We start from the raw sequence: 12148 nt of genomic DNA, 5'->3' as shown, positions 1-12148 counted from the left end.
ATCCGGAGCGCACCGCGTGGATTACGTCAGGCGCAGCGGTTCGATCATCAGTTTTTCCTCTTCGAGCCGGATCTGCACCGATTTGCCCAGTACTTCGGCGGGCAGCGGGTTCTCGGTTGTTCGATAGATACCCGCGATCGAAATCAGTTCCGGCTCCAGACACGTGCAGAAAATGCGCGCGTCGTGATTGCCGTGCACGCCCGCGAGTGCGCGGCCACGCAACGGCGCGTAGATGTGGATGTTGCCTTCCGCGATGATCTCCGCACCGTGACTGACCGGCGCGAGCACCACGAGGTCTCCTTTCGCGTAAATCTGCTGCCCCGAACGCAACGGCCGGTCGATCACGAGCGTCTGGCCGCCCGCCTGCAACAACGTCGGCGCGGGCTCCTGCGCCAGTTCGGCTGCCCGAGCGGCGGCGGCTTCGACGACGGGCGCCGGCGCCGGTTCCGCTTCGTCGGCGTGCTTTGCGGCCGGCGCGCGGCGATCGCGCGCCTCGAGCAACGGCAGGCCGGCTTCCCCCGCCCAGCCCTGCGTTGCCAGCGCGACGACACCCACCGGGCGCATCCGCACGTCGTTCAGCATCTGGCGGATGTCCGCCAGCGCCACACGTTCGCCGTCAGCCAGGCGGCGGACGTCGATCGCGACGACATCGTCGGCGAAAAACTCGGGAGTCGCTTCGAAGCGCTTGACCAGTTCGGTACGCAACGCGTCGAGATCGGTCGTCTTCACGGTGAACAGCAACGTATCGACCGATCCGCTGCGCAGCTCGAAGAATGGCGATTTTTTAAGCGACATGGACACTCTGCAAAAATTTTTTGCGTATTTTACAGGCGTCCACGCGCGCGGCCATTATTTTTGGGGAGCCGGGTGGTGGTGGCCCGGGCGGGCGCACAACCGGCAGGCGGGCAGGCAGCGGGCGACCGGACCTTCATCGCGCCGTGCAGCCCGCGTTCTGACGTCGCGTCAGTGCTTCACCTGCGACACGTACAGCGATTTCATCGCGCCCGGCATCCGCGCAATCGGCGCGTGTTCGCCGGTGTTGCCGAAACCGGCACGCTCGTAGAAGCGAATCGCATTGCGGTTCGCATCGGCAATCCATGCGTAGACATCCTGGGCGCCGCGCTCGGCGAGCCAGGCGGTGGCCGTCTCCAGCAGCAGCACGCCGCCGCGCAGATGACGCACGGCGTGCGCGACCCACAGCTCGCTGACGAACGCGCGCCGATCGGGCGTATTGTCGAAATACGCGCCGATCATGCCGGCCGGATGGCCTTCGGTATACAGCAGGAAAGTCGTCGATTCGTCGGACACGGCACGCTGCGCGGCAATCGCCGACGCTGCGTCCGCTTCGACGTTCAGCAATTCGGCCTCCGGCGCTTCGCCGGGCGCGTAGGGCTCGCGCAGCGATGCGGCGCGGAGTTCGCGATACACGCCGCCCTGGTCGGCAACGATACGACGAACGGTCAAGGTCGAACTCATGCAGGCACAGCCCCCTTCGGACAGCAAGCTATTAGCTTCAACCGAAAGCGGGGCATGAGTCAAATCGTTATTTTCAAATGGCAGCGCGAATTGAAAGGCGGCGGGGGCCGCCAGCTGTCTTGCGACCAGCCAATGTGCAGGTGCAGCATCGCCACGTCGATGCGTGCGTCAGGACGACAACCATGACCGCTTCGTTCGACGCATGCCGCCAGTCGCCTTATGGCATGAGGCAGTCGCCTGCCGGAGCCTGCGTACTTCATCGCGGGAGCCGTAATGATCCGTAATACTTGTAACCCAGAAAGCAGGCGTCGCGGGTACTCGCCGCGTTCCGCATATTGCATCGCAACATTTGTTGTGAACCTGCAGCGTCGACACCCGAACGCGTCAAGGTACCCGATCCGTCTGACAAATCTGCCGCCCGCGCGGGTCGATCCGGCGTTCCCCGCATGTTTCAATCAGCGTGCGCGGCCCCTTCCCTGCCCGCGCCGTACACCCCCCTCCGTTTGGAGCCACCCGCCTAGCGCTGGAGTTTGGCAAGCGTGCGCATGGGTCGTATAACAGGCAGAACCGGGTGACGATCCGGTAGAGCCGCGCGTGCGTCGCGGACCAGCGAGAATTCGAACAACCGGACAGGCGGCCGCCCCCGGGCGGGCCGGCAGGAGGGAGACAATGGCAATGACCGACGGATCGGCTTCGGGCTGGTCGGATGGCAAGCGTTACCTGTGGCTGCTCGGCGCGCTGACGATCACGCTGCCGATTCTCGCCGCCCAGCTCGCGCTGTCGACGGGCCTGCACGTGTTCTGGTGGTTCGGCCCGCTGTTCGCGTTCGGCGTGATTCCGATCCTCGACACGCTGATCGGCGACGATCGCGACAACCCGCCCGAGGCGGTCGTGCCGCACCTCGAACGGGAGCGCTACTACCGGCTGATCGTCTATCTCGCGACCTTCGTCGAATACGTCGCGTTCTTCGTGTGCGTCTGGATCGTCGGCACCCACGCGCTCGCATGGTACGACTACGTCGGCTTCGCGCTGTCGCTCGGCGCCGCGACGGGCATCTCGATCAATACCGCGCACGAGCTCGGGCACAAGACCAACCGCTTCGAGCGCTGGCTCGCGAAGATCACGCTCGCGCCGGTCGCCTACGGCCACTTCTACGTCGAGCACAACCGCGGCCACCACGTGCGTGTCGCGACGGCCGAGGATCCCGCGAGCGCGCGCTACGGCGAATCGTTCTGGGCGTTCCTGCCGCGCACCGTGACCGGCAGCATCCGCTCGGCGTGGCGGCTCGAGAAGGCCCGCCTCGAACGGCTCGGGAATTCGCCGTGGACCTGGCGCAACGAGGTGCTGCACGCATGGGCGATGACCGTCGTCGTGTGGGGCATCGCGATCGCGATGGCCGGCAAGGTCGTGATTCCGTTTCTCGTGATCCAGGCCGTCTACGGGGCGTCGCTGCTCGAAGTCGTGAACTACGTCGAGCACTACGGGCTCGGCCGCCGCAAGCTGCCGAGCGGCCGCTACGAACGCTGCACGCCGCAGCATTCGTGGAACAGCAATCACGTCGTCACCAACCTGTTCCTGTACCAGTTGCAGCGGCACGCCGACCATCACGCGAATCCGACACGCTCGTACCAGGCGCTGCGCCACTTCGACGATTCGCCGCAACTGCCGGCCGGCTACGCGACGATGATCCTGTTCGCGTACGTGCCGCCGCTCTGGTATCGCGTGATGAATCCGCGTGTCGTTGCGCACTACGGCGGCGACATGGCGCAATCGAACATCAAGCCGTCGATCCGCGCCCGGGTGCTCGCGCAATATCCGGCCGCGGCGTGATCGCGGGGGACGGGCCGGTGTTAGCCGGCGCCGGCGCGCGGCCCAAGGCCAACGCCACGCCGCGCCCCCCGGTTCCGTTTCAGTCCGGCGCGACGGCGCCGCCGTCAAGCCATGTCCGGCAGCCTGAACACGGCCACCGCGTGCCGCAACGCGCTCGCCTGCTCGGCCAGCGCCTGCGTCGCGGCCGACGCCTGCTCAACGAGCGCCGCGTTGCGCTGTGTCGCTTCGTCCATCTGCGTCACCGCGATGTTCACCTGCTGGATGCCGCCGCTCTGCTCCTGCGACGCGGACGAAATCTCGCCGACGATCGTCGTGACACGCTGCACCGCGCCGACGATCTCGTGAATCGATTCGCCCGCACGGCCGATCAGCAACGCGCCCTCGTCGACCCGCCGCGTCGACTGCTCGATGAGCCCCTTGATCTCCTTCGCGGCGGCGGCGCTGCGCTGCGCAAGCGTCCGCACTTCCGCCGCGACAACCGCGAAGCCGCGCCCCTGTTCGCCCGCACGTGCGGCCTCGACCGCTGCGTTCAGCGCGAGGATGTTGGTCTGGAACGCGATGCCGTCGATCACCGCGATGATTTCGCCGACCTTCGCCGAGCTGTCGGCGATACCGTTCATCGTGCCGACGGCATCCGTCATCACGCCGCCGCCTGCCGCCGCGATGTTCGACGCGTCACGCGCCAGTTGCGCCGCGTGCTGCGCGTGCTCGGCCGACTGGCGGACGATGCCCGTGAGTTCGGTCATGCTGGCGGCCGTCTCCTCGAGCGACGCGGCCTGCGCCTCAGTACGCGCCGACAGGTCATGATTGCCCGACGCGATCTGGGCGCTCGCCGTCGCGACAGCTTCGGCGTGCGTACGCACTTCGAGCACGACGCCCGACAGGCTCGCCTGCATCGTCTGCAACGCGCGCAGCAGGTCCGCGATCTCGTCGCGGCCGGCCGCATCGACGTCGCGCGTCAGGTCGCCTTCGGCGACGGCCTGCGCGCACGCCACCGCGCGGTCGAGCGGACGCAGGATCGCGCGGCTGAACAGGAACGCGCCCACCATCGCGACGCCGAGCACGACCAGCATCAGCACGAGGCTCGCAGTGGTGGCGTGCTGCGCGTCGCGGCTCGCCTGCGCCGATACGGCGGCACTCTCGTCGGCGATCGACTTCGCGGCCCGCTCCAGCAGCGCCGCGGGTTCGCGGTCGACGCCCGCCACAGCGGCATCGCCGGCCGACGGCTCGAATCCGGCAGCCTTGAACGCGTCGAACCCGCGCCGGTAGCCCTCGCCCATCGCCGTGTGTGCGCGCATGAACTGCTCGACGAGCGAGCGGCTCTCACCGGGCGGCAACTGGTGAACGAGCTGCGCGGCGAGCGTATCGACCGTCCGCTCGCGCGTCTGGAACGCCTGCCAGTACCGGTCGAGCTTGTCGGGCTGCTTGCCGCGCAGCAGCGTGTCCTTCCATTCCTGCACCTGCAGCTTGAATTGCACGAGCGTGGCCGACACGAGCCGTTCGTCGCCGACGTTCGTCTGCACGTCTTCGGCAAACGTATCGATTGACCGATTGAGAATGTGGATACCGTACAGCGCGCCACCGAACATCAGCAGCAGCGCGATAGCGAATGCGAGGGGAATCTTGTAGCTCAGCTTCATGGAACCTTGAATCGACGGGGAACGATGCGGTCCGGCACGGGCGCCGGCTGCCGCCTCGTGTTAACGGCGCCGGAAGCGCGGGCTTAAAGCTGAAGAAAGTGGTGAAGACTGGATACGCACGACAAGACCGGCCAGTCCGATCAGGTCGGATGCGTCGCGCGGCCCGGCGGTCGCGGCCCTGCGCGGGCTCGCCACTCAGCGGCGCACGACGACGAACAACGCGGATGCGAGTACGAACAGCGCCATGCCCGTCAGGACTTTCGACACACGGTTCGTCATGGGGACGCTGTATGCGCCGTTCAGCGCGGCTGTATCAAAGACGCGGCAGGATCATGCACGCGGCGGGCGCCGCGGCATCAGCACGATCCGGATTGCCGACGGTCAAGCTGTTGACACTGCAACGGCTTGCGATACGACACACGCGCCGCGTGCCCAAAACGAAAAACCCCTTGATCCTTCCGGATCAAGGGGCTTCGTATTTTGGCGGAGAGGGTGGGATTCGAACCCACGGTACGGGGAAACCGTACGCCTGATTTCGAGTCAGGTACATTCGACCACTCTGCCACCTCTCCTTCCTTACTGCATTTCGCGGTTGGTCGTTTCCGCGAAAGAAAAGATTATAGAACGATCTCTTCGAAACCCACAAGCCCTTTTTGCAAAAATTTTTACGAGAGCACCAAGGGCTTGCAGGCGCGCGATCTTACGACGCCTTCACGGGCGCGTCGATGCGCTCGATGCCACCCGTGTACGGACGCAGCACTTCCGGCACCGTGACCGAGCCGTCCGCGTTCTGGTAGTTCTCCAGCACCGCGACGAGCGTACGGCCGACGGCGAGACCCGAACCGTTCAGCGTATGCACGAGCTCGGGCTTGCCCTGCGCGTTGCGGAAACGCGCCTGCATCCGGCGCGCCTGGAACGCTTCGGTGTTCGAGCAGCTCGAGATTTCGCGGTAGGTGTTCTGCGCAGGCAGCCACACCTCGAGGTCGAACGTCTTCGCGGCCGAGAAGCCCATGTCGCCCGTGCACAACGTGATCACGCGGTACGGCAGGCCGAGCTTCTGCAGGATCGCTTCCGCATGACCGACCATCTCGTCGAGCGCCGCGTACGACGCTTCCGGCGCGACGACCTGCACCATCTCGACCTTGTCGAACTGGTGCTGGCGGATCATCCCGCGCGTGTCGCGGCCGTACGAACCGGCTTCCGAGCGGAAGCACGGGGAATGCGCGGTCAGCTTGATCGGCAGTGCGGATGCATCGACGATCGACTCACGCACGGTGTTCGTCAACGAGATTTCCGACGTGGAGATCAAGTATTGCGTGACCTTGTTCTCCTCGCCGCCCTTCTCGACGCGGAACATGTCGTCCGCGAACTTCGGCAGCTGGCCCGTGCCGTACAGGATCTCGGGGTTCACGATGTACGGCGTATACGTTTCGGTATAGCCGTGCTGCAGCGTGTGCGTGTCGATCATGAACTGCGCAAGCGCGCGGTGCAGGCGCGCGATCGGGCCGCGCAGCATCGTGAAACGCGCGCCGGCGAGCTTCGCGCCGGTCTCGAAATCGAGGCCGAGCGGCGTGCCGACGTCGACGTGATCCTTCACCTCGAAATCGAACTGGCGCGGCGTGCCCCAGCGGCGCACTTCGACGTTGTCGGCTTCGTCCTTGCCGACCGGCACGCTTTCATGCGCGATGTTCGGCATGCCCAGCATCAGGTCGGACAGGCGCGTCTGGATTTCGCCGAGCTTGGCTTCTCCCGCCTTCATTTCGTCACCGATCCCACCGACCTCGGCCATCACGGCCGACGTGTCCTCGCCCTTCCCCTTCATCGCGCCGATCTGCTTCGACAGGCTGTTACGGCGTGCCTGGAGCTCTTCGGTGCGGGTCTGGATCGCGCGGCGCTCCGCTTCGAGGGCGGAGAACGCGGCGATGTCGAGGGTGTAGCCGCGATCGGCGAGGCGCTGGGCGACGCCGTCGAGGTCTTTGCGCAGCAACTGGATGTCGAGCATGGGAGGACTTGGAGAATCGTTGTGTAAGACGGGAATTCTAACGCACCGCGGGGCCGCCACGGCACTGGCCGGACGGACAATGCTGCAAACGGGCGATGACCGGGGTGCGACGGCCATGGCAGTATCGCATTGCCGGTCCGCCCGTCGGCACCCGCCGAATCGCGCGGCATCGACGCGCGGCGGATCGCGAAACATCCGTGTGCGCCCGCCGCAGTGCATCGAGCGAGGCACCCGCCACCCGTCACAGCTACTCAAGGAACCCGATGGCCATCGAACTGGACAAGGACGTACGCGACCGCGCGATCGCGTCGCTGCAACGCTATTTCACGGAAAACATGGACGAGCCGATCGGCAATATCCAGGCCGGCGCACTGCTGCACTTCTTCGTCGAGGAAATCGCGCCCGCGATCTACAACCTCGCGATCGCCGATGCGCAGCAGAGCCTGCACGCCCGCGTCACCGAGCTCGACATCGAGTGCCATCAGGAGCCGTTCGGCTACTGGAAGAAGCAGCCGGCCCGCAAGCGCTGACACACTCGCGGCGGCGCCGGCCTCACCGGGCCGCGCGCGCCCGTCAGTCCTTCTTGCCGGCCTCGCGGTCGAGTTCGCGCAGCCACGCGAGCTTGTCGGCGATCTTCGATTCGAGCCCGCGCGGCACCGGCTTGTACCAGCGCGGTTCGCGCATCCCGTCCGGCAGGTACGTCTCGCCGGCCGCATACGCATTCGGCTCGTCGTGCGCGTAACGGTAGGCATGACCGTAGCCGAGTTCCTTCATCAGCTTGGTCGGCGCGTTGCGCAGATGCACGGGCACCTCGCGCGACTTGTCCTGCTTCACGAACGCCATCGCCTGGTTGAACGCGTTGTAGCCCGCATTGCTCTTCGCTGCGCACGCGAGATAGATCACCGCCTGCCCGAGCGCGAGCTCGCCTTCCGGCGAGCCGAGCCGCTCGTAGGTTTCGGCCGCGTCGTTCGCCATCTGCAGCGCACGCGGATCGGCGAGGCCGATGTCTTCCCACGCCATCCGCACGATACGCCGCGCGAGATACTTCGGATCCGCGCCGCCGTCGATCATCCGGCAGAACCAGTACAGCGCACCGTCCGGGCTCGAACCGCGCACCGACTTGTGCAGCGCCGAAATCTGATCGTAGAAGTTGTCGCCGCCCTTGTCGAAGCGCCGCGCGTTCAGCGTCATCGCGCTGCTGACGAACTCGGCATCGATCGTCGCGACGCCGGCCGACGTGGCGGCTGTCTGCGCCTGCTCGAGCAGGTTCAGGAAGCGCCGCGCATCGCCGTCCGCATAGCCGACCAGCGTATCGATCGCCTTGTCGTCGAACGCAAGGCCGTCGAGCGCGATTTCCTGTGCGCGCTTCAGCAACTGGCGCATCTCGTCGTCGTTCAGCGACTTCAGCACGTACACCTGCGCACGCGACAGCAGTGCCGAATTGACCTCGAAGCTCGGGTTCTCGGTCGTCGCGCCGATGAAGGTCACGAGCCCCGACTCGACGAACGGCAGCAACGCGTCCTGCTGCCCCTTGTTGAAGCGGTGGATTTCGTCGACGAACAGGATCGTGTGGCGGCCGGTGCGGTTCAGCGTGTCCTTCGCCTGCTCCATCGACTCGCGGATGTCCTTCACGCCGCCGAGCACCGCCGACAGCGCGATGAACTCGCAGTCGAACGCGAGCGCGGTGAGCCGCGCGAGCGTCGTCTTGCCGACGCCGGGCGGCCCCCACAGGATCATCGAATGCGGCTTGCCCGATTCGAACGCGAGCCGCAGCGGCTTGCCTTCGCCCAGCAAATGCGTCTGGCCGATCACCTCGGCGAGCGTCTTCGGCCGCAGCGACTCGGCGAGCGGCCGGCGCGGCTCGACTTGAAACAGGTCGGACATGAACCCTCGCTCCACTTCAAACGGTAGCGGCCGAACGCGGCCGCCGGACCCGACATTATGACAGCCGCGCGAAAGCCCCGCCGCACCCGGTGCCGCCCGGTGCCCGCGCCCAGAAACGAAACGGGCCTGCCGTCGCCGGCAGGCCCGTTGCGGGAGCGCGGCGCGCGGCGCCGGTCAGCCGGTAATCACGTCCGCGCCCTTCGGCACGACGAACTTGAACGTATCGCCCTTCAGCGGCGGATTGGTCTGGATGTTCGTAAACGTCAGCAGCGTGACGTTGCCGAACACGTCGTGCAACTCCATCGCGGCGAGCGTGCCGTTCTTGAAGCCGATGCCGATCCGCTGGAACTGCGTGTCCTGCGCCTTCGGCAGCATCTCGAGCCACTCGATGCCGCCCTTCTCGCCGGCATCGCGCAGCGTGTAGTTCTTCTCGAGATCGTTGCTGCCGAACAGGATCGCGGCCGGGCTCGCGCCCAGCGCGCCGTTCAGCTTGCGCTCGGTGACCTGGTTCAGGTCGCGGTCGTACACGTAGAGCTTCTCGCCGTCGGCCTGCAGCACCTGCTGGTACGGCTTCTGGTACGTCCAGATGAACTTGCCCGGGCGCGCGAACACGAACGTGCCGCTCGAATTGTCGGTGGGCTTCGGCACGGCCTGCACGGCGCTCGCGCCCTTCGACGGTGCCTTGACGATCTGCTGCGTGAAGTCGCCCTTCGCCGAACGCACCTGCGACACGAACGCCTTCAGTTGCTCGGTGCCGCCCGCGAACGCGTGCGTCGCCGCGAGCATCAGCGATGCGCCGGCGAGCGCCGCGCCGAGCCAGCGCCGCGTCGAACGAAGGGACATTGCGAACGAATGTTGCTGCATATTGCGGTTTTCTCCCTGGGTGGCCGGCGCTGCGAGCGCCGCGGACTCATTCCGCGTCGCGCGCCGGCACAAGAATTTCGCGGTTGCCGCTCGACGACATCGCCGACACGAGCCCCGACTGCTCCATCTGCTCGAGCAGCCGCGCCGCGCGGTTATAGCCGATCCGCAGGTGGCGCTGCACGAGCGAGATCGACGCGCGGCGGTTCTTGATGACGATCTCGACCGCCTGGTCGTACAGCGGATCAGACTCGTCGCCGCCTTCGCCGGTTCCCGCGCCGGCCGAGCCCTCGTCGCCGTCGGCGGTGCCGCCTTCGAGCAGGCCCTCGACGTAGTTCGGCTCGCCCTGCTCCTTGAGCTTCTCGACGACGCGATGCACTTCGTCGTCCGCGACGAACGCGCCGTGCACCCGCACCGGCAGCCCGGTGCCCGGCGCCAGGTAAAGCATGTCGCCCATCCCGAGCAGCGATTCGGCGCCCATCTGGTCGAGAATCGTGCGCGAGTCGATCTTCGACGACACCTGGAACGCGATCCGGGTCGGCACGTTGGCCTTGATGAGGCCGGTGATCACGTCGACCGACGGACGCTGCGTGGCAAGGATCAGGTGGATACCGGCCGCACGCGCCTTCTGCGCGATCCGCGCGATCAGTTCCTCGACCTTCTTGCCGACGACCATCATCAGGTCGGCCAGCTCGTCGATCACGACGACGATGTTCGGCAGGCGGCCAAGCGGCTCCGGATCTTCCGGCGTCAGGCTGAACGGATTCGGCAGCTTCTCTTCGCGCTTCGCGGCCTCGTCGATCTTGTTGTTGTAGCCGGCCAGGTTGCGCACGCCGAGCTTGCTCATCAGCTTGTAGCGGCGCTCCATCTCCGCGACCGTCCAGTTCAGCGCGTGGCCGGCCTGGCGCATGTCGGTGACGACCGGGCACAGCAGGTGCGGAATGCCTTCGTAGACGCTCATTTCGAGCATCTTCGGATCGATCAGGATCAGGCGCACCTGGTCGGCGGTCGCTTTATACAGCAGCGACAGGATCATCGCGTTGATCCCGACCGACTTGCCCGAACCGGTCGTGCCGGCGACCAGCAGGTGAGGCATCTTCCCGAGATCGGCGCACACCGGCTTGCCGCCGATGTCCTTGCCGAGGCTCAGCGTCAGCGCCGACGACGCGGCCGCATAGACTTCGGAGCCGATGATTTCGGACAGGTGCACCGTCTGGCGGCGCTGGTTCGGCAGTTCGAGCGCCATGTAGTTCTTGCCGGGGATCGTCTCGACGACGCGGATCGACACGAGCGACAGCGAACGCGCGAGATCCTTCGCGAGGTTGACGATCTGGCTGCCCTTCACGCCGGTGGCCGGTTCGATCTCGTAGCGCGTGACGACCGGGCCCGGATACGCGGCGACGACGCTCGCCTCGACGCCGAAGTCCTTCAGCTTCTTCTCGATCAGGCGCGACGTGAATTCGAGCGTATCGGCGGAAATCGCCTCCTGCGCCTTCGGTGCGGGATCGAGCAGCGACACCGCCGGCAGCGTCGAATCGCCCGGCAGGTCGGTGAAGAGCGGCACCTGGCGCTCGCGCTCGACGCGCTCGGACTTCACCGGCGTGACGACCGGCGGCACGATCGTCACGGGCTCGTGATCCTCGATGCGCACGCGCTCCTCCTCGACCTTGCCCTCGCGGCGCACGGCCGCGGCCTCGCCGAGCTTGCGGTCGCGCTCGGCCTCGCGGCGCAGCTTCGCGACGTTGACGGCAGACAGGATCGCGCCGCCGACGCGCTCGGCGACCGACAGCCACGAGAAGCGGAAATACAGCGACAGGCCGATCGCCAGCGCGATCAGCAGCAGCAGCGTGCCGCCCGTGAAGCCGAACGCATGCGACATCGCACCCGCGACGGCCTCGCCGACGACACCGCCCGGCGCGCGCGGCAGCTGCACCTTCAGCGACCACATGCGCAGCGCCTCGATGCCGTCGCACGCCAGCACGACGAGCACGAACGCGAGGATTTCGGTGAGCCAGCCAATCGGCCGCTCGGGTTCGTCCGCGACCGCCTCGTGGCGCGTGATGCGGCGATAGTTGACGGCGATGCGCCGCGCGAGCGGCACGATCAGCCAGTAGGCCGACAGGCCGAACAGCAGCAGGATGATGTCGGCCGTCCACGCGCCGACGCGGCCGGCCCAGTTCGAGATGTGGTCCACCTGGGCGGCGTGCGTCCAGCTCGGATCGCGCCGGCTGTAGCTCAGCAGGGCCATCACCAGAAATGCGCAGAGCGCGACCTGGAGAATCCAGCGGATCTCCGTGAGGAGCTTCGACATCCGGTGCGGCAACGCCTGTGCCTGGGCGGAATAAGGAGCTTTTGCCATGAATCCGTATAAAGAGGACGGGCCGTGCGCCCGCCTGTCGTTCGATCCCGCTTATTGTAAACGCTGCACCGGGCCGCCAAGTGTAAATGACGGTTA

The 12148-nt window shown here is 66.5% G+C and carries 9 protein-coding genes and 1 tRNA gene; 2 read left to right on the top strand and 8 right to left on the bottom strand.

Annotation, left to right across the window (positions count from 1 at the left end; all coding sequences use genetic code 11):
- Window positions 1-21: 21 nt before the first annotated feature.
- Both minC and QZM67_RS29455 read right to left on the bottom strand, forming a co-directional pair.
- The gene (gene minC / locus QZM67_RS29460) at window positions 22-795 is read right to left on the bottom strand and encodes a septum site-determining protein MinC (RefSeq protein ID WP_301808763.1); all 774 of its coding nucleotides are present in this window, start codon (window positions 793-795) and stop codon (window positions 22-24) included.
- 168 nt (window positions 796-963) lie between these two features.
- Window positions 964-1605 carry a GNAT family N-acetyltransferase gene (locus tag QZM67_RS29455; RefSeq protein ID WP_235996256.1) on the bottom strand — a complete coding sequence of 214 codons (642 nt, stop codon included), beginning with the start codon at window positions 1603-1605 and terminating at the stop codon, window positions 964-966.
- A 540-nt stretch (window positions 1606-2145) separates the two neighbouring features.
- Here QZM67_RS29455 and QZM67_RS29450 point away from each other — a divergent pair.
- Entirely contained in the window at window positions 2146-3306 is a 1161-nt protein-coding gene (locus QZM67_RS29450) for an alkane 1-monooxygenase (protein ID WP_301808759.1), read from the top strand.
- A 104-nt stretch (window positions 3307-3410) separates the two neighbouring features.
- Here QZM67_RS29450 and QZM67_RS29445 read toward each other — a convergent pair whose 3' ends face one another.
- The 3 genes from QZM67_RS29445 to serS all read right to left on the bottom strand — a co-directional run bounded on the left by QZM67_RS29445 (window position 3411) and on the right by serS (window position 6948).
- On the bottom strand, window positions 3411-4946 hold the full coding sequence (locus QZM67_RS29445; protein WP_301808751.1) for a methyl-accepting chemotaxis protein: 1536 nt from the start codon (window positions 4944-4946) through the stop codon (window positions 3411-3413).
- A gap of 481 nt (window positions 4947-5427) precedes the next feature.
- Window positions 5428-5518 (bottom strand) — tRNA-Ser (locus tag QZM67_RS29440).
- A gap of 128 nt (window positions 5519-5646) precedes the next feature.
- Window positions 5647-6948, bottom strand: coding sequence for a serine--tRNA ligase (gene serS / locus QZM67_RS29435; protein ID WP_301808748.1), 1302 nt, complete (start codon window positions 6946-6948; stop codon window positions 5647-5649).
- Window positions 6949-7211: 263 nt separating this feature from the next.
- Here serS and QZM67_RS29430 point away from each other — a divergent pair, with 263 nt between their 5' ends.
- Window positions 7212-7478, top strand: coding sequence for a DUF2164 domain-containing protein (locus QZM67_RS29430; RefSeq protein WP_011351259.1), 267 nt, complete (start codon window positions 7212-7214; stop codon window positions 7476-7478).
- A gap of 43 nt (window positions 7479-7521) precedes the next feature.
- On the opposite strand, the gene QZM67_RS29425 is transcribed toward QZM67_RS29430, so the two are convergent.
- The 3 genes from QZM67_RS29425 to QZM67_RS29415 form a co-directional block, all read right to left on the bottom strand.
- A complete protein-coding gene (locus QZM67_RS29425) occupies window positions 7522-8832 on the bottom strand; it encodes a replication-associated recombination protein A (protein WP_089450091.1) in 1311 nt (436 codons plus the stop codon).
- A 174-nt stretch (window positions 8833-9006) separates the two neighbouring features.
- Window positions 9007-9696 (bottom strand): outer membrane lipoprotein chaperone LolA, encoded by a 690-nt coding sequence (lolA, locus tag QZM67_RS29420; protein WP_043181732.1) that lies wholly within the window; start codon window positions 9694-9696, stop codon window positions 9007-9009.
- Between the two features lie 46 nt (window positions 9697-9742).
- Complete coding sequence (locus tag QZM67_RS29415; RefSeq protein ID WP_175025610.1) at window positions 9743-12052, bottom strand: DNA translocase FtsK; 2310 nt, start codon at window positions 12050-12052, stop codon at window positions 9743-9745.
- Between the last annotated feature and the right edge of the window lie 96 nt (window positions 12053-12148).

This window comes from Burkholderia sp. AU45251 (genome assembly GCF_030482905.1).
GTDB classification, from domain to species: domain Bacteria; phylum Pseudomonadota; class Gammaproteobacteria; order Burkholderiales; family Burkholderiaceae; genus Burkholderia; species Burkholderia aenigmatica.
Note: the sequence above shows the minus strand (reverse complement) of the source record. Positions and strands in the feature narration are given on the sequence as shown.